The following is a 25250-nucleotide window of genomic DNA, read 5'->3' on the forward strand; positions in this document are numbered from 1 at the left end:
GACTTATTGTTGCAGCGCGAAAAACTTCACCTTTGCAGGGTTGCGTCAGCCTGTCGCAGGCTACATCTGCTCTCCATGACCCGAGCCCCGACCCCGCCCGCCGAGATCGAGGCCAAGCCGTCGCTTCCCGCCAAGGGGCCGGGCTTCGCCGAATTCGTCTGCCTGATCGCCGTGATGATGGCGCTGAACGCCCTGGCGATCGACGCCATGCTGCCGGCCCTGCCCCACATCGGCGAAGACCTGGGCGTGACCAATGAGAACAGCCGCCAGTGGGTAATCACCGCCTATCTGCTGGGCTTCGGCGTGGCGCAGTTGCTCTACGGCCCGTTGTCGGATCGATACGGTCGCCGTCCGGCCCTGTTCGCGGGCATCGGGATCTACGTCGCCTTCAGCGTGCTGGCCGCCTTCGCCCACACCTTCGACATGCTGATCCTGTCGCGGGTCGGCATGGGGATCGGGGCCGCGGCGACGCGGGTGCTGGCCGTCTCCATCGTGCGCGACCGCTATGCCGGGCGGACCATGGCGCGCGTCATGTCGCTGAGCTTCCTGGTCTTCCTGGGCGTGCCCATCCTGGCGCCCGCCGTGGGACAGATGATCATGCTGGTCGCGCCCTGGCCGTGGATCTTCGGCGTCTTCGCCCTGGCGGGCGGCGCCTTCATGATCTGGGCGGGACTGCGCCTGCCCGAGACCCTGCACGCCGAGGACCGCATGCCGATCAATCTCGGCCGCATCGCCGGCGCCTTCCGCTTCGCCCTGGCCAGCCGCCAGGGCATGGGCTACACCCTGGCCATGACGGTCATCAGCGGGGCGCTGTTCGGCTTCATCAACTCCTCGCAGCAGATCTTCTTCGACGTGTTCAAGGCGCCGGGCCTGTTCCCGGTCGTCTTCGCCCTGGTGGCGGCGGGCATCGCCGTGGCCTCGATCCTGAACGCCCGCCTGGTCGAGAAGCTGGGCTCGCGCCTGATCGCGCATACGGCCCTGATCGGCTTCATCGGCTTCAGCGCCCTGCACGCCGTGATCGCCTGGCTGGGCCACGACAGCCTGTGGATGTTCGCCGCACTGCAGGCCTGCAAGATGTTCTGCTTCGGCTTCATCGCCGGCAATTTCGGCGCCATGGCCATGGAGCCGATGGGCCATATCGCGGGCACGGCCTCCTCGGCCCAGGGCTTCATCTCCTCGATCGGCGGCGCCTTGCTGGGTTTCGCCATCGGCCAGCAGTTCGACGGTTCGACCGTGCCGATGACCGTGGGCTTCGTCCTGCTGGGCGTCGCGGCGTTGGCGCTGGTGCTGGCGGCCGAGAAGGGGCGGCTGTTCAAGGCGCAACACCTGCCGCCGCCCGCAGCAAAGGCTTGATCTTTCGGGCGCGAGGGGGCCTTTTCGGGCGCATCTGAATACGGAGCGTTCGATGACCCTGAAGCTGGTCGGGCGGGTTTCCGCCCTTGCCCTCGCCGCCGCCCTCGCCACGTCCCTGGGCGCCTGCGCCACGACCGGAGAGATCACCCCCATGACTCCTCTGGTCCCCGCCGCGCCGACGCCGGCCCCCGCGACCGACTACGTCAACGACGCCCACTCCTACGCCCGCCCGGCCGAGGCGCGGGTGACGCACGTCGACCTGGACCTGGCCGCCGACTTCGCCGCCAAGACCTTGGCGGGCAAGGCGACGCTGGACGTGACCGGCCGTCCCGGCGCGACCGAGGTGGTGCTGGACGCCAAGATGCTGGACATCAAGGGCGTGACCGACGCCCAGGGCCGCGCCCTGCAATGGAGCCTGGGCGCGTCTGATCCGATCAAGGGCCAGCCCCTGACCGTGCGCATCCCGGCCTTCCAGGGCGGCGAGACGCAGAAGATCGTCGTCGACTATTCCACCCGCCCCGACGCCTCGGCCCTGCAGTGGCTCAGCCCGCAGCAGACGGCGGGCGGCCAGAAGCCCTATCTGTTCAGCCAGGGCCAGGCGATCCTGACCCGCACCTGGATTCCGACCCAGGACAGTCCCGGCATCCGCCAGTCCTACAGCGCCCGCATCACCGCCCCCGCCGATCTGACCGTCGTCATGTCGGCCGAGCAGCTGACGCCGAAGGGCGAGGCGGCCAGCGCCGGGACCAAGGCCTGGCGCTTCAAGCTGGACAACCCGATCCCGCCCTATCTGATCGCCATCGGCGTCGGCGACCTGGCCTTCGCTCCGTTCGACGAGCGCACCGGCGTCTGGGCCGAGCCGAGCCAGCTTCAGGCCTCGGCGCACGAGCTTCAGCCGACCGCCGAGATGGTGGACGCGGCCGAGGCCCTGTACGGCCCCTATCGCTGGGGCCGCTACGACCTGCTGGTCCTGCCGCCCAGCTTCCCCTTCGGCGGCATGGAGAACCCCATGCTGACCTTCGCCACCCCGACCATCATCGCCGGGGACCGCTCGCTGGTCTCGCTGGTGGCGCACGAGCTGGCGCATAGCTGGTCGGGCAACCTCGTGACCAACGCCACCTGGGACGACTTCTGGCTCAACGAGGGCTTCACCTCCTATTTCGAGAACCGGATCATGGAGGCCGTCTACGGCCGCGACGCCGCCGTGCAGGAGCAGGTTCTGGCCTGGGGCGGGCTGCAGGACGAGCTGAAGGCGCTGGCCCCGGCCGACACCCGCCTGCATCTGGAGCTGACCGGGCGCGATCCCGATGACGGCATGAACACCATCGCCTATGACAAGGGCGCCGCCTTCCTGCGGACCATCGAACAGATCGCCGGGCGCGAGAAGTTCGATGCCTGGCTGCGCGGCTATTTCGAGCGCAACGCCTGGCGGCCGATGACGTCGGAGCGTTTCCTGGAGGACATCCGCGCGCACCTGATCAAGGGCGACGCGGCCCTGGAACAGAGGCTGCAGCTGAACGCCTGGGTCTATGAACCGGGCCTGCCGTCCAACGTCCAGGCGCCGGTGTCGCACGCCTTCGAGCCGGTCGATGCGGCCGCGCGCGCCTTCTACGTCGCCAAGGGCCCGGCCTCGGCCGTGCCGTGGAAGGACTGGAACACCCAGCAGCGCCTGCGCTTCCTGTCGTGGCGGCCCGAGGGGCTGGCGGCGGGCGCCGACTGGCTGAGCCCGGCCCAGCTGGCTGATCTGGAAAGCACGCTGAAGCTGGACCGCGAAGGCAACGCAGAACTGGTCTTCGCCTGGCTGCAAGCCGCCCTGGCCAACCGCTACGAGCCCGCCGTAGCTGTGGCCGACCGCTTCCTGACCAGCCAGGGACGGCGCAAATTCGTCCTGCCGCTGTTCCAGACCCTGTGGGCCGAAGGCGCCTGGGGCCGCCCGATCGCCACGCGCATCTACGCCAAGGCCCGGCCGTTGTATCACCCGGTCACCAGCAACTCGGTCGATCAGGTGGTGGGGCGTCCGTAAGACCGCCTAGAGGTTCGTCACCTCCGCCCCGTCCTCGCGCGCCAGCCGGTCTGCGAGGATGGAGCGGTGGCAGCCGCAGGCGTCGGCCTCGAAGCACAGCAGGGCGACGCGCCGTTCGCCCACCGCATGGCGCAACTGCTGGAAGGCGGCCTCGGCGTCCGGCTCCTGCATATGGGCGCTGAAGACGGCGCGCATGGTCGCGGCGTCGCCCTTGCGCGCCGCGTCGCGCCCGGCCTTGGGCGTGCCCAGGGCGCGCAGTTGCAGATAGTCGAGCCCCTCGGCCTTCAGGCTTTCGCCCAGGACGGTCTTGGAAAAGCCCGCGATGCGCGACGAGGCGACCGCCCGCACGTCGGCGACCAGTTCGACCCCCGCCGCCTTCAGCCGGTCGATGACCTGGGCCTGCGTCGCGCCTTCATAGCCGATGGTGAACAGCTTCATGCGGCGATGATGCGCGCAGGATCGCTTGACGCCAAGCCCGGCTGCGGCTCCCCTGCGCCGCGACTGGAGGCGCTGATGATCCGAACCCTGAAGACCCTGTCCCTGGCCGCCGCCCTGATGCTGGCGGCCGCGCCCGCGGCCTACGCCCAGAATCTGCTGATCCGGGGCGGGCCGATCCATACCGGCGACGAAGCCCGGCCGACCGCCGAGGTGGTGGTCGTGCGCGACGGGCGCATCGCCTATGTCGGCGCGGCGAACGGCGCGCCCTCGCCCGAGGGGCTGGAGGTGGTGGACCTGAAGGGGGCGGCGCTGTTCCCCGGCTTTACCGACGGCCACGCCCACCTGGACGGCATCGGCTGGCGCGAGACGACGCTGAACCTGGAAGGCTCCGCCTCGGTCGTCGAGGCCATGCAGAGGCTCCGCGCCTGGGCCGAGGCCCATCCCGAGGGCGTCATCGTCGGCCGCGGCTGGATCGAGACCCATTGGCCCGAGAAACGCTTCCTGACCGCCGCCGACCTGGACGCTGCCGCGCCGGGCCGGATCGTGATGCTGACCCGCGCCGACGGCCATGCGGTGGCCGTGTCCAGCGCGGCGATGAAGGCGGCGGGGATCGACGGCTCGACGCCCTCGCCCTCGGGCGGGGACATTGTGAAGGGACCGGACGGCCGGCCGACGGGCCTGCTGATCGACGCTTCGGGCGATCTGATCGCGGGCCTGGCGCCGCAGGCCGATGCGGCGGCCACGCGCGCGGCCTATCGCGCGGGCTTCGACGTCTACGCCCGCTACGGCTGGACCGGCATCCACTTCATGAGCGCGCCGTGGAAGGACGTGCCCCTGCTGGAACAGATGGCGCGCGACGGCGAGGCCACGGCCCGCGTCTACAACAACATCGACATGGGCGACGCACGCGCCCTGATGGCGGGCGGTCCGCGCGACGCGGGCGACGGCCTGGTCATCACGCGGGCGATCAAATTCTACGCCGACGGCGCCCTGGGCTCGCGCGGGGCCAAGCTGTTCGAGCCCTATTCGGATCGCCCGGACACCACCGGCCTGATGCGCACCTCGCGCGAGGAGGTCATGCCCCTGTATCAGGAGGCGCTGCGCACCGGCGTCCAGATCGCCACCCACGCCATCGGCGACCAGGGCAACCACGACGTCGCCGCCTGGTATGAAGAAGCCCTGCGCGCCGTGCCGAAGGCCGAGTGGAAGCTGGCCGATCCGCGCTGGCGCATCGAGCATGCCCAGATCATCCGGCCGGGCGACTATCACTACTTCGACGAACTGCCGATCATCGCCTCCATGCAGCCCAGCCACGCCATCGGCGACCTGCATTTCGCCGCCGACCGCCTGGGCGACGCGCGGCTGGACGGGGCCTACGCCTGGCATACGCTGGTGGATCGCGGGGTGATCGTGGTCGGCGGCTCGGATGCGCCGGTCGAGCGCGGCGATCCGCTGATCGAGTTCTACGCCGCCGTGGCGCGCCGCGATCTGAGCGGCTTCCAGGGGCCCGACTGGCGTCCGAACGAAGCGGTGGATCGGGCGACGGCGCTGAAGATGTTCACCCTGTGGCCCGCCTACGCCAGCTTCCGCGAGAATGAGCTGGGCACCATCGCGGTGGGCAAGCGCGGCGACTTCACCGCCTTCGACATCGACCTGATGACCGTCCCCGCCGCCGACATCCCCAAGGGCCGGGCCGTGCTGACGGTCGTGGGCGGGCGGATCGTCCACCGGGCGGACTGAGGGGGCCGACTGATCGGGCAGGCGGGCAGGGCGGAATCCCGCCCCTTCTCGTTGCGGGGCGGGGCCGCTTCGGTTAAGCCCCGCCCATGAGATTTTCGCCTCCGGCTGCGTCTGCGGCCGGGGCTTGGCGTTGGAGCGTCTGAGATGGCTGATTTCGCCCCCGGTCTGGTCACCGTGTTCGGAGGCTCGGGCTTCATCGGAACCCAGGTCGTGCGCGCCCTGGCCCGTCGCGGCTGGCGCGTGCGCGTCGCCGCGCGCAACGCCAAGAGCGCGCCCGTGCTGCACATGGCCGGCGACGTCGGCCAGGTTCAGGTCGTGCGCTGCGACATCACCGACAAGGCTGCGGTGGCGCAGGCCGTCCGCGGCGCCGACGCCGTGATCAACCTGGTCGGCATCCTGTTCGAGACCGGCGGCCGCAAGTTCCAGACCCTGCACGTCGAGGGCGCGACCAACGTCGCCGAGGCGGCCAGGGCGGCGGGCGCCAAGCGTCTGACCCATATCTCGGCCCTGGGCGCCGACGCCAACGGCAAGGCCGACTACGCCCGCACCAAGGGCGAGGCCGAGGCCGCCGTGCGCGCCGCCTTCCCCGGCGCAGTGATCGTGCGCCCGTCGATCGTCTTCGGCTCGGGCGACCAGTTCCTGAACCGCTTCGCCGCCATGGCCAGCTGGTCGCCGGTCCTGCCGCTGATCGGCGGCGGCCAGACGAAGTTCCAGCCCGTCTACGTCGCCGACGCCGCCGAGGCCGTCGCCCGCGCGACCGTCGCCCCCGAAGCCGAGGGCGAGACCTATGAGCTGGGCGGCCCGTCGGTCTGGACCTTCGAGGACATCCTGAAGTTCATCCTGCGCGAGACCAACCGCAGGAACATCCTTCTGCCGCTGCCCTTCCCGGTCGCGCGCCTGATCGGCTCGCTGGCTCAGATCCCGGCCATGATCGGCCTGGCTCCGGCCCTGACCAGGGATCAGGTGGTGCTGCTGGAGAGCGACAACGTCGTGGCGCCGGGCGCCAAGGGCCTGGCCGACCTAGGCGTCGAGCCTTCGGGGCTGGAAGCCATCGCGCCGAGCTATCTGTGGCGCTACCGCGACGGCGGCCAGTACGCCGAAAGCCCCGCCGCCTGACTTCGGCGCGTCTTCCTGCCTCCGTCATCCTCGGGCTTGACCCGAGGATCGAGTGAAGACGCGCGCTCTCGACTTCATGCGCCCTGCCGATGGTCAGCCCGATCCTCGGGTCAAGCCCGAGGATGACGGCTTAGGGTTATCGATTCTACAGCGCGCCCGTCACGCCCAGGCCGATGATGCCGACGACGCCGACCACGATGCGCCACCAGGCGAAGGGGCCGAAGCCGCGCTTGGACACGAAGTCGAGCAGGAAGCGCACCACAGCCAGGGCCGAGACGAAGGCGGCGATGAAGCCGATGGCGATCAGACCGAGGTCGCTGAAATCCAGCACGTCGCGGTTCTTGAACAGATCATAGAAGACCGCCGCCCCCATGGTCGGCAGGGCCAGGAAGAAGCTGAACTCGGCCGCCGACCGCTTGTCCGTGCCCAGCAGCAGGCCGCCCGCGATGGTGGCGCCCGAGCGCGACACGCCGGGGATCATGGCCAGGCACTGGAACAGGCCGATCAGGAAATAGACGCGGAAGGGATAGCGGTCCGCATCGAGATAGGCCGGAACCTTGTTCATCCGGTCCAGCCACAGCAGCAGCACCCCGCCGATGATCAGGGCGACGCAGATCACCAGCGGCGTCTCGAACAGCACCGTCTTGATGAAGCCGTAGGCCAGGAAGCCGATCACCACGGCGGGGGCGAAGGCGACCAGCAGGCCGATCAGGAAGCGCCGCGCTTCGGGGTCGAAGGGCCAGCGCGTCGCCAGGAACCACAACCGCTTCAGATAGACGCTGATGATGGCCAGCAGGGCGCCCAGCTGGATGACGATCTCGAACGTCTTGCCGGTGCTTTCAAAGCCGAGGAAATGCCCCAGAAGCAGCAGGTGGCCGGTGGACGACACCGGAATGAACTCGGTCAACCCTTCGACCAGACCCAGAAGGATCGCCGTCAGCCAGTCCGCCATGAATGCTCCGTCTCGATCTTTACGTCGGGCGCGCTGCGCCCTGCGGCGTCCCGTCCCCTCTCCTTAGCGTCCCAGCCCCGCCGCCGCCATTGGCGCGGGCGCTGTTTTGGGCGACAAGGGCAGGGAAATGACCGCCTCTCCCCTCGACGCCGCCCATGAGACCACGCGCCGGATCACCACCTTGTCGGTGGCGACGGCGGTCCTGCTGATCGTCATGAAGGCCTTCGCCCTGGGCGCGTCCGGCTCGGTCTCCATCCTGGCCAGCCTGGCGGATTCGACGCTGGACCTGATCGCGTCGCTGGCGACCTTCTTCGCCGTGCGCTGGGCCGCCGCCCCGCCCGACGACGACCATCGCTATGGACACGGCAAGGCCGAGGGCCTGGCCTCCCTGGTGCAGGCGGGCATGGTGCTGGCGTCCGGCGTCTTCATCGGCTGGGAGGCGGTGCAGCGCATCTTCGACCCGCGCCCCGTCACCTCGGGCGGCTGGGCCGTCGGCGTGGTCGTCCTGTCCATCGCCGTCACGGCGGGCCTGGTGTGGATGCAGACGCGGGCGATGAAGAAGACCGGCTCCCTGGCCGTGGCGGGCGACCGCGCCCACTACGTCGCCGACCTGGCCGCCAGCGTCGTGGTGCTGATCGGGGTGATCTCGGGCGCCTTCCTCAAGGCGCCGGGGCTGGACGCGGCGGCGGGCCTGGTGGTCGCGGTCTGGCTGGCCTGGGGCGCGATCAATCTGCTGAAGGGCGCGGCCGGCCACCTGCTGGACCAGGCCGCCTCGGACGAGGAGCGCGCCGCCATCGTCGCCGCCGTGACCGAAGACCCCCGCATCGCCAACGTCCACCAGCTGCGCACCCGCATGGCCGGTCAGGCCCTGATGGTGCAGATGCACGTCGACCTGGACCCCGAGCTCAGCCTCAAGGCCGCGCACGACATCATCCTGGACGCCGAGAAGCGGGTGCTGAAGGCCTTTCCCCACGCCGACATCCTGATCCACGCCGACCCGCGCGGCGCGGCCGAGCCGCACGGCGGCGCCTTCACTCCGCCCCGCCCGACGGCGCCGGAATCGACCGCGCCCGACGCGCCTGTGGCCCGCAGCGGCCCCTGGTCCTGACCCCCTGCGACAATCGCGCGCGGTAAACGGAGCCTTAACGCGCGCGGGCGCATGAAGGCGGACGATGTCCACGCCCGCCGTCCTCTATCATTTCGCCTTTCATCCGGCTTCGCGCACGGCGCGGCTGGCGCTGGGCGAGGCCAAGGTCGAGTATGGCGAGGAGGCGGTGCGTCCGTGGGAGGACGACTGCCCCCTGTTCGAGCTGAACCCCTCCGGCATGCCGCCGGTGCTGACGACGACCGAGAAGAACCGGCCGCTGACCCTGTGCGAACTGGACGCCGTCCTGGGCTGGCTGGAAGACCGTTCCAAGGGCGACTTCCTGCTGCCCGCCGATGCGGCCGAACGCGCCGAGGCGCGCCGTCTGGCGACCTGGTTCAGCCGCCGCTTCACCGACGAGGTGGACGCCGTCCTGCTGCATGAGCGGATGGAGAAGCCTCTGCTGCGCCTGGGACCGCCCGACGCCCGCATGCTGCGCGAAGGCCGCGAGGCGCTGAAAAGCCATCTGACGGTGCTGGAGCCGCTGGCGTCGAGCCGCGAATGGCTGGCCGGGCGCCGTCTCAGCCAGGCCGACCTGATCGCGGCGGGCCATCTGTCGGTGCTGGACTATTTCGGCGAGATCGCCTGGGCGTCCTGGCCGTCGCTGAAGCTGTGGTATTCCAAGCTGAAGTCGCGCCCCTGTTTCCGTCCGCTTCTGGGCGACCGCTTCCCCGGCGTGCATCCGGCGCCCTGGTACGCCGACCTCGACTTCTGAGGCCTCACAGGGCTAAAGCGCCCCTCATGGCGGCCGATCCCCGCATCTTCATCCGACAGCGCGCCGCCGAACTGGGCTTCGGCGTGTGCCGCTTCGCCTCGGCCAGCGATCCGTGGAGCGCAGGCGAGAAGCTGGCCCATTTCGTCGATGCGGGCCGTCACGGCGACATGGGCTGGATGGAGACGACGCTGGAGCGCCGCGCCCACCCCACCGCCATGTGGGACGGGGCGAAGACCGCCATCGTCCTGGGCATGAACTACGGCCCCGACGAAGACCCCCGGCCCGAGCTGAAGGACGCCTCGGCGGGCTATATCTCCGTCTATGCGCGCGGCGACGACTATCATGAGGTCATCAAGGGGCGGCTGAAGATCCTGGCCGGCCAGATCGCCGCGCGGCTGGGTCGGGAGGTCAAGGTCTTCGTCGACACCGCCCCTCTGATGGAGAAGCCGCTGGCCCAGCGGGCAGGGCTTGGCTGGCAGGGCAAGCACACCAATCTGCTCAGCCGCACCCACGGCAACTGGCTGTTCCTGGGGACTATACTGACCGCCGCCGAGATCGAAGCGGACGAGGCCGAGGTCGAGCATTGCGGCCGCTGCACCGCCTGTCTGGACGCCTGCCCGACCCAGGCCTTTCCGGCGCCGTTCCAGATCGACGCCCGGCGCTGCCTCTCCTATCTGACCATCGAATATGCGGGCGCCTGGCCGCGCGAGTTCCGCACGGCGACGGGCAACCGCATCTACGGCTGCGACGACTGTCTGGCCGCCTGTCCGTGGAACAAGTTCGCGCAGGAGGCCTCGGAGGCGCGGCTGCAGGCCCGCGACGCGCTGAAGTCGCCGCCGCTGGCGGACCTGCTGGCGCTGGACGACCCCGCCTTCCGCGCCCTGTTCACCAAGAGCCCGGTCAAGCGCATCGGCCGCGACCGGTTCATTCGCAATGCCCTGTATGCGGCGGGCAATTCCGGGGACGCTGCGCTGATCGCGCCGGTCGAAGCCCTGCTGGACGACCCCGCCCCCGTGGTGCGCGGCGGGGCGATCTGGGCGCTGTCGCGTCTTTCGCCGGAACGGTTCGCGGCCGAGCGCGCGGCGCGGCTACGGCAGGAAACGGACGAAGAGGTCAAACAGGAATGGTCCTTCTCTCCTTGAGGGAGAAGGTGGCAGGCGCAGCCTGACGGATGAGGGGTGTTTGCGGGAGGCTTGAAGGTCGGACACGCCCCGGCCTCATTGTCTGAAGGTCGCGTTGACACCCCTCATCCGAGCGCCTTGCGGCGCCCACCTTCTCCCGCAAGGGGAGAAGGATCATTCCACATCAAACGCCAGCATCAGGGTCTTCTGAGCCGGGTTGGCGTTGTCGTCGGACAGGATGTAGAGGCGCACGTTGTCGCCCCTCGTCTCGGCGGCGATCCCCTCGAAATTATCCGTCAGGCCCGGCAGCTTCAGCTCGACCAGCACCGGCCCCAGCGCGCCGTCGGCGTCCATGCGGCGCACGCGGGCGCGGACGTCGAACGGCGGACGCCACGACCGCTGCACCGCGAACCAGCCGTCGCCGCGGGGATCGCGCTCCAGACCGGTCAGCCGCCAACTGTCAGTGGGCGCCGTCGGCTCGACCACGGGGCGGCAACCCTCCAGCGAGCAGTCCCAGACCCCGCCGCCTTCGCCGCCGACGCGCCAGCCGTCGGGCGCCGTCGCCAGCGCCTCCAGGCCTTCGTTCAGCGGGAAGTCGACCGCCGGATGCGGCCGCACCTGCGGCCGGGCGCTGAGCGCGTCCAGCGGGCCATAGCTCCAGATGCGATGTTCGCGCTCGAAGCTGACCAGCACCTCGCCGTCTGTCAGGGCCAGCCCCTCGGCGTCGCCCGCGGCCTTATCGGCGATCGGTTCACCGTCGGCGGTCGTCAGCCGCCGCACCCGCAGATCGTGCAGCCCCGTCAACTTCCCGTCCGCATCCAGTTCAAGCCGCCCGCGCACCAGATCGCCGGAATCCGACACGGCGACGAAGCCGCCGTCGCCCGTCAGCTTCAGGTCCGACAGTCCGTGCAGGCTGGAGACGGGCGCCGCGATCAACTGCACCCCGCCCGCATAGCGCACGCCCTTGGCCAGTCGGGCGCCGCCCGGCCAGCCCAGGCCGACCTGCCGGGTCGAACCGCCCGCGGGCGCCCAGCCGTCGGCCGTCGCCGCCGGCGTCCAGGGATGGGACGTGACCGCCGCCCCGGCGCAGGCGGCCAGGGCGAGGGAGATCAGGGCGGCGACATAGAGGCGGCGTTTCACGCCGCGCGCTTGTGCGGAACCCGTCCGCCCTTGCTGCTGACGGTCTTCGGTTCGGCCTCGAACAGTTCCGCCAGCTTTTCAGTCATGGCGCCCGCCAGCTGTTCCACGTCGACGATGGTCAGGGCGCGGCGATACCAGCGGGTCACGTCGTGGCCGATGCCGATGGCCAGCAGTTCGACTGGGCTGCGCGTCTCGATCTTCTCGATCACCTGGCGCAGGTGCTTGTCCAGATAGAGGGCGGCGTTGGCCGACTGGGTGGAATCATCGACGGGCGAGCCGTCCGAGATGACCATCATGATCTGGCGCGCCTCGGGCCGGGCCAGCAGGCGGTCATGCGCCCATTCCAGCGCCTCGCCGTCGATGTTTTCCTTCAGCAGACCCTCGCGCATCATCAGGCCCAGATTCTTCTTCGCCCGGCGCCACGGCGCGTCGGCGCCCTTGTAGATGATGTGGCGCAGGTCATTCAGACGGCCGGGGTTGGCGGGCTTTCCGGCGCTGATCCAGGCCTCGCGCGACTGACCGCCTTTCCAGGCGCGGGTGGTGAAGCCCAGGATCTCGACCTTGACGCCGCACCGCTCCAGCGTCCGCGCCAGAATGTCGGCGCAGACCGCCGCCACCATGATCGGCCGTCCGCGCATCGAGCCGGAGTTGTCGATCAGCAGGGTCACGACCGTGTCGCGGAAGGGGCTTTCGCTCTCCATCTTGAACGACAGAGGGCTGGTCGGGTCGGTGATGACGCGGGTCAGGCGCGCCGTGTCCAGCATCCCTTCCTCAAGGTCGAACATCCACGAGCGGTTCTGCTGGGCCAGCAGCCGCCGTTGCAGCTTGTTGGCGAGGCGCGAGACCACGCTGCCCAGCGTCGACAGCTGGGCGTCCAGCAGGGCGCGCAGCCGGTCCAGCTCCATCGGGTCGCACAGTTCGGCGGCGTCGATGACCTCGTCATAGGCGGTGGTGAAGGCGCGATAGACCTCGACCGCGCGGCCGTCGTCCTGGGTCTGCTGGTGGTTGGGGCGGTCGCCTTCGCTCAGTTCGGGGGCGTCTTCCCGGCCCTCGCCGTCGGGTTCGCCCGGCGTGCCGTCGGGGCGGGCCTGGCGCTCGTCCTCGGCGGACTGGTCGTCGGCCGTGCCGTCCAGGGAGTCGCCGCCCTCGCCGCCGTCCTGTTCTTCCTGCTCGTCCTGATCCGCCCGGTCCTGATCGGGCTTGTCGGCGTCGTCCTCGCCGTCCTCTTCGGCGAGTCGCCGCCGTCGGCGTCGCCGGGGTCCAGATCCAGCGCGCGCAGCAGATCCTTCATGCGCGCGCCGAAGGCCGCCTGGTCGTCGCCCAGGGCCGCCAGGGCGTCCAGCTCGGCGCCCGCCTTGGCCTCCAGTTCGGCGCGAACCCGGTCCAGCATGGTTTTGGCGCCGTCAGGGGCGGGCTCGCCCGTCATCCGTTCGCGTAGCAACAGGGCGGCCGCCTCGGCGAGCGGCACCTGGGCCGCCTCGGCGCGCAGGGCGCCTGATTTCTCCAGCCGTGTGACCAGGGCGGACTCGAGGTTGCGCCGCACGCCTTTCAGCTCGCGCGCGCCGACGGCCTCGACGCGGGCCTGTTCGACGGCGTCGAACACCTCGGCCGCGTTCATGTCGACGGGGCGCAGCCGCGCGTCCAGCGCCGGGTCGTGATTGGCCAGACGCAGCGCCATCCGGTCGGCCTGACCACGCAGGGCGGCGCTTTCAGGCGCGGCCGGATCGCGCGGCGGGTGGGGCAGGGTCAGCACGCCGCTGGACAGCTTGGGTCCGTCGCCGCCGAAGCGCACCTCCAGCTCGGCCTGTTCGGCCAGGGCTCGAGCGGCGTGCGCCAATGCGCGCTTGAAGGTTTCGACGGGGGTCTCTGCGGCGGCCATGCGCCACACATAGCCCATGGCGCGCCGAGGGGAAGAGGGCGAAGCGCCCTACCGGGGTTTCAGCCGCACCCGCATGACGCCGCCGGGGCCGACCTCGACATCGAACCGGCCGGTGGCGCGGACCAGTTCGGACAGCTTGGCGTGACCGTAGGTGCGTTGGTCGAAGTCGGAGTAGGTGTTGCGCAGGCGGTTGGCGACGCCGCCGATGTTGACCCAGCCGTCGCCGTCCTCGTCCATGTCGGTGATGGCGGTGGCGATCAGGGGAACGGCTTCGGCGGGTTTGCGCTCGGCCGGCGGCGCCGCGGCCACGCCCGCCTCGGCGGCGGCGCGTCCGGTCAGATTCTCGGTGTAGATGAAGCGGGTGCAGGCCTGGCGGAAGCTCTCGGGCGTCTTGCGTTCGCCGAACCCATAGACCGGCACGCCCTGTTCGCGGATGCGCGCCGCCAGCCGGGTGAAGTCGCTGTCCGACGACACCAGGCAGAAGCCGTCGAACCGGCCCGAGTGCAGCAGGTCCATGGCGTCGATGACCAGGGCGATGTCGCCCGAGTTCTTGCCCTTGGTGTTCTGGAAATTCTGCTGCCACTGGATCGCCCAGCGGGGCAGCACGTCGATCCATCCCCGCAGCGCCGGGCTGGCCGCGTCGCCGTAGATGCGCCGCGCCGAGGCTTCGCCCAGGGTCGCGATCTCGGTGAACAGCGCCTCCGCGATCCGGGCCGAGGCGTTCTCGCCGTCGATCAGCACGGCCAGGCGCGGGGCGCGGGCGGCGGGGTTGAAGGCGTCCGTCGGCATGAAGGCTCCGGCGAGGGGAGGAGAGGCGCGAAGGCTCGCCCCGGCCGCGCTCGGGGTCAACCGCAAAGAAAACGGCCGGCGAGGTCGCCTCGCCGGCCGTCGTCGTTTCAGACGGGCTCGAAACGGCTTACTGAGCCGGCTTAGGCGCCTCGGCGGCGCGCACCTCGACCGGCAGGCCCAGGGCGTCCAGCTGTGGCTTGACGACCGAGGCGTCGCCGACCACCACCCAGACGAAGCTGGACGGCTTGATGGCGGCGCGGGCGGCGGCGTCCATCTGGGCCGCCGTTAGGCCGTTGATTCGGCCCGCCAGCGTTTCCTGATAGTTGTCCGGACGGCCGTACAGGGCGTTGCTGCGCAGGGCGCCCAGCACCTGGAACGAGGTTTCATAGCTGCCCGATAGGGCGCGCGTGTCGCCCAGGACGGTGCGTTCGCGCTCGGCCGCCGTCACGCCTTCAGCGCCCAGGAAACGGTCGTACTGGCTGATCAGGGCGGCGATGGATTCGCCCGTGCGGTTGGCCTGAACCGGCGCGTTGACGATATAGGGCGCGCGGTTCTCCAACTGGCTGATGGTGCCGCGCACGCCGTAGGACCAGCCCTTGGTCTCGCGCAGGTCGGCGTTGATCCGCGACAGGAAGTCCGTCCCCAGCACGGTGTTGGCCGTGGTCAGGGTCAGCAGGTCGTCCGTGCCCGACACCGGCAGCACCTGGCCACCGTAGATCAGCGACTGGGGCGACTGCGGCCGGTCGATCAGCACGATGCGCGCCGAGGTCTGGGGCAGGGCGGCGTCGAACGCCTTGGTTCCCCTGGCCGTGGTCGGGGCGCGCCAGTTTCCGAAGGCCGCCTCAAGCTGCGGCTTCAGTTCGGCCAGCGGCAGGTCCGACACCACGAACAGCTTGGCGTTGTCCGGGCGGATCCAGCGGGCGTGTTCGGCCGCCAGGTCGTCGCGGGTCAGACCGCGGATCACCGCCTCGTCGCCCGTACCGCCGAACGAACGGCCGTAGGGATGGCTCGCGCCATAGATCAGCGGGGGCAGGGCGCGCCCGGCGATCGACGCCGGCTGGGTCTTCTCATTGGCCAGGGCGGCCAGGCGCGTGGCGCGCAGGCGCTCGATCTCGGCCGGAGCGAAGGCGGGATTGCGCACCACGTCCGACAGCAGGGTCAGCGACGGTTGCAGGTTGGTCGTCACGGCCGACAGATTGGCCACCGTGCGGTCCATCGACGAGCCGACGGAGACGCTGGCGCCCAGGCGTTCCTGCGCCTCGGCCAGGGCCTTGGAGTCGCGCGTCGTCGTGCCTTCCTGCATGACGTTCAGCATCAGGGTGTGGGCGCCCAGGCGATCGGCGCGGTCGGCCGCGACCCCGGCGTCGAATTCCAGCGCCACGCGGGTCACAGGCACGGTGGTCGAGCGGGCGTAAACGATCTCGATGCCGTTCGACAGGGCGGCGCGCTCGACAGCTGGGAAGTCGACGTTGGACACTTGGCCGATGGCCGGGGCGGCGTCGCGAGCCACGCGCTGGATCGGTTCGGCCGGCGCCGGGGTCGCGCCGGACGGCGCGGCGGCGGCCTCGACATAGGCCTCGCGCTCGCCCGGCATGACGATCTGACTATAGACCGGGCGGCTCAGCCACTTGCGCATGGCGGCCTGGACCTGGGCCGGGGTCACGGCTGCGTAGGCCGCCAGCTCCTTCTTGTAGAAGTCCGGATCGTTTGAATAGAGCTGCCCCTCGGCCAGGACGGAGGCCTTGCCGTTGGCCATTTCCAGGCCCTGGATGCGCTGCGAAGCGTAGCGCGTCACCACGCGGTCGATCTCGTCCTGGGTCGGGCCGTTGGCGATCAGGTCAGCCAGGACGGCGTCCATGCGACGAGCTACGGCGTCGGCGTCCGCGCCCGGCTTGACCATGGCGGAGTAGCTGAACATGCCCAGGCGCTGGAAGGTCTGATTGCCGGCCGAGACGCTGGAAGCGGTTTGCTCGTCACGCACCAGCACATTGTCCAGGCGCGAGCTGGCCAGGCCGCCCAGCACCGAGGCGCCGACGCTCAGCGGCACGGAGTCCGGATCGCCCAGGCCCGGCACGGCCCAGGTGCGGCTGATGCGGGTCTGGGCCACGCGGTCGTGCAGCACCTGCTCGACCGGCGCCGCCAGGGTGGGCACCGGCGCAGCCGCCGGGGTGTTGACCGGGCCGCGCGCAATGGCGCCGAAGTATTTCTGGGTCAGCTCGCGGGCCTTGGCCTCGTCGATGTCGCCCGACAGGACCAGGACGGCGTTGTTCGGGCCGTAGTTCTCACGGAACCAGTCGCGCACCGTCTCCATGCTGGCCGAATCCAGGTCGGCCATCGAACCGATGGTCGAGTGGCGATAGGGGTGGCCCTCGGGGAACAGGGCTTCCAGCGTGGCGTAGTAGGTCAGGCCGTAGGGCTGGTTGTCGCCCTGGCGCTTCTCGTTCTGAACGACGCCGCGTTGCAGATCCAGCACCTCCTGGCTGACCTGCCCCAGCAGATAGCCCATGCGGTCGGATTCCAGATACAGGGTGTACTCCAGCGCCGGGGTCGGCACCGTCTGGAAATAGTTGGTGCGGTCGAACCAGGTCGTGCCGTTCAGGCCCGTGGCGCCCGCCGCGTTCATCGTCTGGATGTGGCTGGAAGGCGAGTTTTCCGACCCGCCGAACATCAGGTGCTCGAACAGGTGCGCAAAGCCGGTCGAGCCCTTGGGCTCATCCTTCGATCCGACATTGTACCAGACCGACACCGCCACCACCGGCGCCTTGCGGTCCTCATGCACCAGCACGGTCAGGCCGTTGTCGAGCTGGAAGCGCTTCCACGGAATATCGACGCGGGCGACCAGCTCCGACACCGGCGCCCCGCGCAGGGGCTCGGCCTGAGCGGCGGCCGTCGTGGCGGCGGAGGCGGTCGCCGCGGGCGCGGCCAGAACAGGCGTGCTCACGGCCAGTAAGGCGGCGAGCGCAACGGAAGAGGCGGCAAGGCGCATGGTGTTTTCAGTCCCCAACAGATCATGTTGAGACGGACCTTAACCGCGCGCGCGGCCGCCGCAACGCGACACATCGCTATGTGAACGATTGTTCATGTTTGCGAGTCCGGCCTACGCTTGATCGGAGCGGGGGTCCAGGCCCGCCGCCGCTTCCAGTTCGCGCACCCGATCCCGCAGCGTCTTGCGCTCTCGCATCAGGGCCAGCCATTCTTCCATGCCCGCCTCGCGCTGGGCGGCGTTGACCGCCCAATACTCCTGCTTGGCCGGATGCGGGTCCGCCTCGTCCCAGATCGCCAGGCGGCTGGAGGCGCACTGATCCTGGTTCAGCGCCAGCGCCTTGATTAGCTCCAGCGGAATGTCGTCCAGCGTCACCTCGCCGCGTCCCCGCGCCCGCTCGCTCCTTTGCGCCATCCGGCCATAGGCCTCGGCCAGTTGGGCCAGGGCCCTGGCCTCGTCCCACATCCGTCCCCGCATGGCCCGCGCCGAGGCCCGCATCGCCGTCTCGGCCAGAACCTCCGCCGTCTCGTCCGCGTCCCCTTCGGACGGCGCGAACAGGGCTTCGGCGCGGACCGCCTCGGCCGCCGCCCGTTCGACCTGCATCCGCTCGCGCGCCTCGGCCTGTTCGCGCGCCCGCGCATCGCCCCAGTCGCGCTTGGTCGCGCCATGGACGGTGATGCGCTTGCGCAGAGCGTGCTGCGACACCCGCCACCGCTCGCTCAGCTCCGGCACGGTCGCCCCGTTGCGATAGGCCTCCAGAATGATCTCCCACGTCGCCCGCGACAGGCGATAGTGCGCGGGCTTGGCGTCCAGGGTTTCCTTCATGCGCGCAAGGATAGGACCGGCGCCGACCCAGGCGGGCTGGATGTGCCGATCCGCCGCCAAACCCCTGAAAACCCACACGCCCGTACGCTGACCTTAACGCCTCTCCCTCCCCTATATGGGGAGGGTGGTCGCGCCAGCGACCGGGTGGGGAGGGCGAGGTGATCGCCTCGGCCCCGCCTGTCCCATGCGTCCTGGCCAAGACTCCACGGCAAAGCTAACCTCCGGTAGGCGGAGGGGCGATGATCGACCAATCTAAGGTAGGAACCGACTGGCAGGCGGACGAACTGGACGCCATCGTCGCGACCTATTTCACCATGCTGGCGGCCGAGCTTGCGGGGCGCCCTTACGTCAAGGCGCATCACGCCCGCGACCTGATGGCGCGCACGGGCCGTTCGCACCGCTCGGTCGAGTTCAAGCACATGAACCTGTCCTCGGTCCTGGCCGATCTCGGCCTGCCGACCATCCGCGGCTACAGGCGCATGGACAACATCCAGAACGCGCTCTTTCCGGCTGTCGAACGCTACCTCGACGCCCATCCCGACGCCTGGAGCCTCGGCCTGTCATTTTCCTCCCCATTCCATGGGGAGGGGGACCACGAAGTGGTGGAGGGGCCGACGCCACGCCAGCCTTCCGTCCACGAACCCGATCAACCCTTCGCCTCGCCATGGAGCCAGCCGGACGCGCCGCCGCCCGTCATCCTCCCCATCACCGCCCCGCCGCCCCTCGGCCCGGCGCGCAAGCCCCGGCCCGAGGGGCTCGCCCGCATCGTCCGCAAATACGACCCCGCCGCCCGCGATCACCGCAACCGCGTCCTCGGCCAGTGGGGCGAGCGTCACGTCTTCCACCACGAGCGCGCCTTCCTGATCGCCCATGACCGCCCCGATCTGGCCCGCAAGATCGAATGGACGTCCCAGGAGCGCGGCGACGGCGCCGGCTACGATATCAAGAGCTTCGATCCGGCGGGCCGCGAGCGCCTGATCGAGGTCAAGGCCACGCGCGGCGGCCCCGCCACCGACTTCTTCCTGACCCGCACCGAGCGCGAGGTCTCAACCGAATGCCCCGACGCCTGGCGCCTCTACCGCCTCCACGATCTCGCCGCCGCGCCGGGCCTGTTCCAGCTCAAGCCCCCGCTCGAAGCGGCGGTGACGCTAACCGCGGAGACGTGGCGGGCGGGGTTTTGAGGGCAAAAGAACAAAGGGCGGAAAGCACCGCCTTCCGCCCTTCATGATTTCATTTTCCTCGTACGAGGATCAATCCTCGTCCATCTTCAGGGCGGCGATGAAGGCTTCCTGCGGGATCTCGACCTTGCCGAACTGACGCATGCGCTTCTTGCCCGCCTTCTGTTTCTCCAGCAGCTTCTTCTTGCGGGTGGCGTCGCCGCCGTAGCACTTGCTGGTCACGTCCTTGCGCAGGGCGCGGACGGTTTCGCGTGCGATGATCTTGCCGCCGATGGCCGCCTGGATCGGGATGGTGAACATGTGGGGCGGGATCAGCTCCTTCATCTTCTCCACCATGCCGCGGCCGCGCGTCTCGGCGCGGGCGCGGTGGACCAGCATCGACAGGGCGTCCACCGGCTCGGCGTTGACCAGGATCGACATCTTCACCAGGTCGCCGACCTTGTAGTCGGTGATCTCATAGTCGAACGAGGCGTAGCCCTTCGAGATCGACTTCAGCCGGTCGTAGAAGTCGAACACCACTTCGTTCAGCGGCAGCTCATAGACGACCAGGGCGCGGCTGCCGACGTAGGACAGTTCGATCTGGCTGCCGCGACGGTCCTGGCACAGCTTGATCACGCCGCCGAGGTATTCGTCGGGCGTCAGGATGGTGGCCTTGATCCACGGCTCGCTGATGGTCTCGATCTGCATCACGTCGGGCAGGTCGGCCGGGTTGTGCAGGTCGATCTCGGTCCCGTCGCGCAGGCCGATCTTGTAGACGACCGAGGGGGCCGTCGCGATCAGGTCCAGGTTGAACTCGCGGCTCAGGCGCTCCTGGATGATCTCCAGGTGCAGCAGGCCCAGGAAGCCGCAGCGGAAGCCGAAACCCAGAGCCGCTGAGGATTCCATTTCATAGGTGAAGCTGGCGTCGTTCAGGCGCAGCTTGCCGATGGCGGCGCGCAGGTCTTCGAAGTCGGCGGCGTCGACCGGGAACAGGCCGCAGAAGACCACCGACTGCACGTCCTTGAAGCCCTTCAGCGCTTCGGCCGTGGGTTTCTTCTCGTCGGTGATGGTGTCGCCAACGGCGGCGTGGGCGACTTCCTTGATCTGGGCGGTGATGAAGCCGACCTCGCCGGGGCCGAGTTGATCGACCGGGGTGTTCTTGGGCAGGAAGACGCCGACGCGGTCGACCAGGTGCGACGAGCCGGTCTGCATCATCTTCACGCGCATGCCGGCCTTCAGCACGCCGTCGAACACCCTGACCAGCAGCACCACGCCCAGGTAGGGGTCGTACCAGGCGTCGACCAGCATGGCCTTCAGCGGGGCGTTGACGTCGCCCTTGGGCGCGGGCAGGCGGGCGACGATGGCCTCCAGCACGTCCTCGATGCCGATGCCCGACTTGGCCGAGCACATGACGGCCTCCGAGGCGTCGATGCCGATGACGTCCTCGATCTGGGCCCGCACCCGGTCCGGCTCGGCGGCGGGCAGGTCGATCTTGTTCAGGACCGGGACGATCTCGTGATTGTTGTCGATGGCCTGATAGACGTTGGCCAGGGTCTGGGCCTCGACGCCCTGCGAGGCGTCCACCACCAGGATCGAGCCTTCGCAGGCGGCCAGCGAACGCGACACCTCATAGGCGAAGTCGACGTGCCCCGGCGTGTCCATCAGGTTCAGGACGTAGGTCTCACCGTCCTTGGCCTTGTAGTTCAGGCGCACGGTCTGCGCCTTGATGGTGATGCCGCGCTCCTTCTCGATGTCCATATTATCAAGAACCTGTTCCGACATTTCGCGCGCGGTCAGGCCGCCCGTGAACTGGATCAGGCGGTCGGACAGGGTCGACTTGCCGTGGTCGATGTGGGCGACCACCGAAAAGTTGCGGATGCGTTCGATAGGGGGCGTCGTCATGGTTCGGCGCGCGTAGCACGGCCGGAGCGATTGCGCCACGACGCTGACGCGACCTTCAGGCAATCAGGCGCTTCGCCGTTCGGCATGAGCCCTTGCGGCTATACCTAGGCTTTTGAGCGTACGAGAATCGCCTTCCGATATGATTTCTTTGTTATTCCGTGGCTCACGCACGCGTCCCCCTGAGGGGCGATCAAAAATATGCCTAGCCGCGCACCCTGCTGCTGTTCCTAGTCCCCGTCACCTTAAACAGAATTCGAACAAGGCCCGCTCGGGTGGGCCTTGTCCTCCGAGTGCACTATCAAGAACCGCATGGAAACCGACACATAAAGCCCGCGGGCGAGGTGGGAAAGGCGCGTTCCTTGGGGGCGCGACAGGGGGCGGCATAGCCGAGCCGCAGTTCCTCATGCGTGCTTGTCAACCTTCGTCCGCTACCTCCGCCGCCTCAGTCGAAACCGCCGCGCGGCGGCTCGGCCAGGCGGGGCATCCCCTCCATCGGCGTCAGATATTCGCGCCAGACGTGGTGGGTGCGTTCCCGGATCAGCTCCATCTCGCAACTGGCGGCCATGACTGTACGGATCGTGCCCGGCTTCCAATAGGTGTCCACGGCACCACACGCCGTCTCCATGTAGCCCCGCCACAGCCGCTCACCCTCGCGGATTTCCGCGATCAGCGCCTCGGAATCTCTTTCGTCGTTCTCCCGCAGGACCGCATAGGCGGTGTCCGTATATAGGCGCAGGTTTTGCTCCAGGGCCCTGACGTCGCGCCCCGCACAGACGTTTTGTTCCATAGTCGAGCCTGCGTTGGCGCAGTCGACGTCGGACCAGTCGTCCTGAACCGCCGCCGAACTGATCGAAAGCGCACCAAACAAAACCACCAGCGCCGCCATCGCGATCTCCCTTGAATGGATCTAGTGCCCGATACTGGCATTGGCGGCGGATGATGGCCATTCGGGAAAAGGGCGACGCGCAGCCCACCCCCTGGCCCCCGGAGCCTTCCCATGTCCGACGCCCCATCGTGGGTTCGGCAGCCATTGAGCTGCGCAATGCGCCGGAAGATGAAAACCGACCTTCGCCAGGTGCAGGCTGGCCTCAAAGACTTCGGCGAGAAGGCTGGCCGACCGCTTCACGATGCGGGAGCACGACAACCTGGCGGACGACCTTCTCACCAACGCCGCCAAGGGATTGGGCAAGGAAGGCGGCGGCTTCTGGCCATCCATCGCCAGCGAGAGCCAACGGCAGCGGGCGGTGCGGATCGCGCCATATCGCAGGGGGCGGTGAGCTCCCCCGACGGCATGGCCGAGGGGCTCTTGCTACAAGCTTGCGCTTGATTCCCTTTATGTTACGGGCACATAAAGTAGGAAGTGAAGACTTTTGTAAGGTAATCGGCGGTGTTGCCAGTTCTGATTTCAGGCCCCTCGCAGAATAGCTGAACGCTGCCTACGGGCACGCCGTCGAGAAGATAAGTGATGATGAGGTACGGTTGTTCTGCCGCTACCGCGTTTGTCGGAAAGAGAGTTGCGGCGCCTGCAGCCGATGAAGCCATCAAAGCTGCAGCGAGGGCTAGATGGGCGAGTTTTTTCAAGGGTGTTCCTCCTATTTGCCTCCCTCCCGAAGGCACGGTCACGATTGGAAGTTGCGTAACTGAACGCCAATAACCTCTGCGTGATCGCGCTGTAGTGACGCAGTTGGTCGGCCGTGCTGCCAAATATCAGCGAATCCTTCTGCTGATCTTCCGCTCCCTGAAACTCGCGTATGGCCCGCTTTGGCGAGCCTTTTTCATTGGAGGCTGCATGGCCGTCCTTGTGCTTCCGTCTGTCCCAGCGCCAGCGGGCGTGGGCGTCGAACTGCTGACCCCTACGATGTCAACGCCGAGAATGCATTGTTTTTCCAACGTTTTCTGAAGGTTTGGGACTCAATTTAGGCCCCTTAATCCCCCGCTGGGCAGGAGTTTCGTGGGCGTATCCTGGGCTCTTGAACCCTGGGTTCTTTTACCGAAGACTGGCTTCGATCGTGTCCACGAAAGCGAGTTCGGCTGGGTCTAATACGCCATCTGCATCGACGATCCTTCGTAAGGATCGACGAAGGAGGCGGTTGTCCGCCTGCGCAACACGTGTGAGCGATTTATAGAAGCTGACGTGGTCAGGGGTCAAAAGAGACAGGCGCTGTCGCAGTCGTAATTCGTCTAGGGGACCCTCTTCGTAGCGATCGAAAACATGCACCAATAGTTGGTCTTGTTCATCTGGATCGAAACGCCCGTCGGCGGCGCCTACCGCAGTCAGGATAGTCAGGTCATCAGCGCAGAGACGGAATGCTCGATCCTCATGCGCCTCAGGGCGAGCGAGCAGGGGGTGACTTAGGAAAAAGGCTTTGGGTTCAGTGTGGACCTCGCCCGTTGAGGCGTCGAACACTTCCTGAACTCGCTCCAGGGCAAACCGACGAACCCTCTTCCTCAGATGACAGAAGCAAAACAGCATCGGGCCGGTTTTACCGACCTCAACCTTTCGGACAGTGACGATGCGTTGAGAGATACGGCTTCCAGCATCCTCGTAGATGATATGAAAGACGAGCGGTGCGGTATCCGCGGCGTCGATGTTCGCGTCCATCTCATCGCTATCGTCTTCTATGGCAGAAGAACGTCGCCCACCCGTGGCCAAGAAGCGTGCGGCGGCAGCTTCCCGGCCTAAGGCGGCCTTGACCGTCACGAAGTGATCCAAGCCCAACCAGCTCATGCCGTGGCCCTCACGATCAATTCGCCTTTTGTGCTAAAGATGCCGCCTTTTTCCAGCTCGGTGATGCGCTGTTGAAGGACTTCGCGCAGCTGCGCGCTGGTTGACGCGAACCCAAAGGCTCGTGACGCAGCCACGATGAGATCGTCACGACCCGCTCCGAAGTTTGTATCTACGATTTCCAGGAGGGCGGCGTCGATTTCAGCCGGAGGCAGAGCTCCAGGCTTGCGAAGGCTAGACGACCCCACCTGTGAGCGGTCTCTTACGACGATGGCCTGACCGGGCACGGTGTAGAATGGCCCACCCTCAATCAGCCCGTGCTGCGCCGCTGCTGAGACAGCGCGTTCCACGGCGGCGCGAATCCGCGATCCCGCACGACCAAGGCCCCATAAGATACGAATTCTGGCGATGATTTCATCAATGTGGACGGGGCCTTCGGCCTGCACGACTTTGACGACATAGGCCGCCATCTGGGCCAAGGGCGTCTCGTGAGGTTCGACGCTCCGGTTCACCAGAAAATCAGCTTCCGCATAAAGGCTGTGATGGTGCTCGAACGTCGAGCCCGTTTCCATCACTGCGGTGACGATATCCGTATGATCGTCAACTTGCTCGGCTTCGAATGACAGGGGCACTGCGCGGACGGGACGATAGCCGTCTTCGTCGCGGGCAGCCCATTCGGCTCGTGCAGCAGCGATGGCGTCTTCGATTTTCTTCAACTCAGCCTGCGGCCGCAGATACCAGTCAGCGCTCCATACACGGTGAATGATCCAACCATGGGATTCGAGCACCTGTTGGCGCAGCCGGTCACGGTCGCGAGCCGAACGAGAAGAGTGGAACTGAGCGCCGTCGCATTCGATGCCCAGCGTGAAGCGGCCGGGCTTGTCAGGGTCTGAAACCGCCAAGTCGACACGGAATCCGGATGCGCCGATCTGACGTTTGACGTCATACCCCAGAGCCTGGAGGCGTTCGCAGACTTGGATTTCGAACTCGCTGTCGAAGTCCTCGCCCGTCACCTCGCCGAGGCCAAAGTTCCCGGTCTCCGCGAAGGTCAGGAACAGCTTAAGAGCGGCCACACCTCTGGAGCGAGATCGCTCCAGGTCGATGTCCGCACCTGTGAAGTTGCAGAAAACTTCGCACCGCATCTTGGCTCGAGAGATCAAGACGTTCAGCCGCCTTTCGCCGCCCTCACCACTCAACGGACCGAAGGCGTGGGCCAGGTAGCCCGTTTCCGTCTTGCCATAGCCGACG

General features: G+C 68.1%; 19 protein-coding genes and 1 pseudogene. 8 read left to right on the top strand and 12 right to left on the bottom strand.

The features are described 5' to 3' along the window. Positions 1–75 precede the first annotated feature (75 nt). On the top strand, positions 76–1353 hold the full coding sequence (locus ABC419_RS03860; RefSeq protein ID WP_412876306.1) for a multidrug effflux MFS transporter: 1278 nt from the start codon (positions 76–78) through the stop codon (positions 1351–1353). Between the two features lie 52 nt (positions 1354–1405). Further along, positions 1406–3376 carry a M1 family metallopeptidase gene (locus ABC419_RS03865; protein ID WP_412876305.1) on the top strand — a complete coding sequence of 657 codons (1971 nt, stop codon included), beginning with the start codon at positions 1406–1408 and terminating at the stop codon, positions 3374–3376. A gap of 6 nt (positions 3377–3382) precedes the next feature. Here ABC419_RS03865 and ABC419_RS03870 read toward each other — a convergent pair whose 3' ends face one another. After that, positions 3383–3814, bottom strand: coding sequence for a DUF488 domain-containing protein (locus tag ABC419_RS03870; protein ID WP_412876304.1), 432 nt, complete (start codon positions 3812–3814; stop codon positions 3383–3385). 75 nt (positions 3815–3889) lie between these two features. Here ABC419_RS03870 and ABC419_RS03875 point away from each other — a divergent pair, with 75 nt between their 5' ends. Beyond that, positions 3890–5554, top strand: a complete 1665-nt coding sequence (locus tag ABC419_RS03875; RefSeq protein WP_412876303.1) for an amidohydrolase — start codon at positions 3890–3892, stop codon at positions 5552–5554. A gap of 144 nt (positions 5555–5698) precedes the next feature. Next, on the top strand, positions 5699–6670 hold the full coding sequence (locus tag ABC419_RS03880; protein ID WP_412876302.1) for a complex I NDUFA9 subunit family protein: 972 nt from the start codon (positions 5699–5701) through the stop codon (positions 6668–6670). A 145-nt stretch (positions 6671–6815) separates the two neighbouring features. Here the strand turns inward: ABC419_RS03880 and ABC419_RS03885 are convergent, their stop codons facing one another. Then, positions 6816–7622: an undecaprenyl-diphosphate phosphatase gene (locus tag ABC419_RS03885; protein ID WP_412876301.1), complete on the bottom strand. Its 807-nt coding sequence runs from the start codon at positions 7620–7622 to the stop codon at positions 6816–6818. A gap of 127 nt (positions 7623–7749) precedes the next feature. On the opposite strand from ABC419_RS03885, the gene ABC419_RS03890 reads away from it, so the two are divergent. The 3 genes from ABC419_RS03890 (at position 7750) to queG (ending at position 10623) form a co-directional block, all read left to right on the top strand. Beyond that, positions 7750–8730 carry a cation diffusion facilitator family transporter gene (locus tag ABC419_RS03890; protein ID WP_412876300.1) on the top strand — a complete coding sequence of 327 codons (981 nt, stop codon included), beginning with the start codon at positions 7750–7752 and terminating at the stop codon, positions 8728–8730. 64 nt (positions 8731–8794) lie between these two features. Continuing rightward, positions 8795–9481 (top strand): FtsZ-binding protein FzlA, encoded by a 687-nt coding sequence (fzlA, locus tag ABC419_RS03895; protein WP_125900468.1) that lies wholly within the window; start codon positions 8795–8797, stop codon positions 9479–9481. Positions 9482–9507: 26 nt separating this feature from the next. Then, positions 9508–10623 carry a tRNA epoxyqueuosine(34) reductase QueG gene (queG, locus tag ABC419_RS03900; RefSeq protein WP_412876299.1) on the top strand — a complete coding sequence of 372 codons (1116 nt, stop codon included), beginning with the start codon at positions 9508–9510 and terminating at the stop codon, positions 10621–10623. 153 nt (positions 10624–10776) lie between these two features. Here queG and ABC419_RS03905 read toward each other — a convergent pair whose 3' ends face one another. The 5 genes and pseudogenes from ABC419_RS03905 to ABC419_RS03925 all read right to left on the bottom strand — a co-directional run bounded on the left by ABC419_RS03905 (position 10777) and on the right by ABC419_RS03925 (position 18218). Next, positions 10777–11742, bottom strand: a complete 966-nt coding sequence (locus ABC419_RS03905; RefSeq protein ID WP_412876298.1) for an esterase-like activity of phytase family protein — start codon at positions 11740–11742, stop codon at positions 10777–10779. Beyond that, a pseudogene (gene cobT, locus ABC419_RS03910) lies at positions 11739–13621 on the bottom strand (cobaltochelatase subunit CobT). Before cobT ends, ABC419_RS03905 begins: the two are co-directional and overlap by 4 nt. Before the next feature lie 48 nt (positions 13622–13669). Continuing rightward, positions 13670–14410 (bottom strand): NYN domain-containing protein, encoded by a 741-nt coding sequence (locus ABC419_RS03915; protein WP_125900472.1) that lies wholly within the window; start codon positions 14408–14410, stop codon positions 13670–13672. Positions 14411–14537: 127 nt separating this feature from the next. Continuing rightward, positions 14538–17396, bottom strand: a complete 2859-nt coding sequence (locus ABC419_RS03920; protein WP_412876297.1) for a M16 family metallopeptidase — start codon at positions 17394–17396, stop codon at positions 14538–14540. Positions 17397–17507: 111 nt separating this feature from the next. Further along, positions 17508–18218, bottom strand: coding sequence for a hypothetical protein (locus ABC419_RS03925; protein ID WP_412876296.1), 711 nt, complete (start codon positions 18216–18218; stop codon positions 17508–17510). A gap of 239 nt (positions 18219–18457) precedes the next feature. Between ABC419_RS03925 and ABC419_RS03930 the strand changes: the two genes are divergently transcribed. After that, positions 18458–19399, top strand: coding sequence for a protein NO VEIN domain-containing protein (locus ABC419_RS03930; RefSeq protein ID WP_088411008.1), 942 nt, complete (start codon positions 18458–18460; stop codon positions 19397–19399). A 69-nt stretch (positions 19400–19468) separates the two neighbouring features. On the opposite strand, the gene lepA is transcribed toward ABC419_RS03930, so the two are convergent. The 5 genes from lepA to ABC419_RS03955 all read right to left on the bottom strand — a co-directional run bounded on the left by lepA (position 19469) and on the right by ABC419_RS03955 (position 25144). Next, complete coding sequence (gene lepA / locus ABC419_RS03935; protein WP_292060689.1) at positions 19469–21277, bottom strand: translation elongation factor 4; 1809 nt, start codon at positions 21275–21277, stop codon at positions 19469–19471. A gap of 442 nt (positions 21278–21719) precedes the next feature. Beyond that, positions 21720–22163, bottom strand: coding sequence for a lysozyme inhibitor LprI family protein (locus tag ABC419_RS03940; protein ID WP_200168736.1), 444 nt, complete (start codon positions 22161–22163; stop codon positions 21720–21722). Positions 22164–22615: 452 nt separating this feature from the next. Continuing rightward, positions 22616–22858, bottom strand: a complete 243-nt coding sequence (locus tag ABC419_RS03945) for a hypothetical protein (RefSeq protein ID WP_412876295.1) — start codon at positions 22856–22858, stop codon at positions 22616–22618. Positions 22859–23264: 406 nt separating this feature from the next. Then, a complete protein-coding gene (locus ABC419_RS03950) occupies positions 23265–24005 on the bottom strand; it encodes a TerB family tellurite resistance protein (protein ID WP_412876294.1) in 741 nt (246 codons plus the stop codon). After that, entirely contained in the window at positions 24002–25144 is a 1143-nt protein-coding gene (locus ABC419_RS03955) for a DUF3320 domain-containing protein (protein WP_412878794.1), read from the bottom strand. Before ABC419_RS03955 ends, ABC419_RS03950 begins: the two co-directional genes overlap by 4 nt. Positions 25145–25250 lie beyond the last annotated feature (106 nt).

Source organism: Brevundimonas phoenicis, from assembly GCF_047237745.1.
Lineage (GTDB): Bacteria > Pseudomonadota > Alphaproteobacteria > Caulobacterales > Caulobacteraceae > Brevundimonas.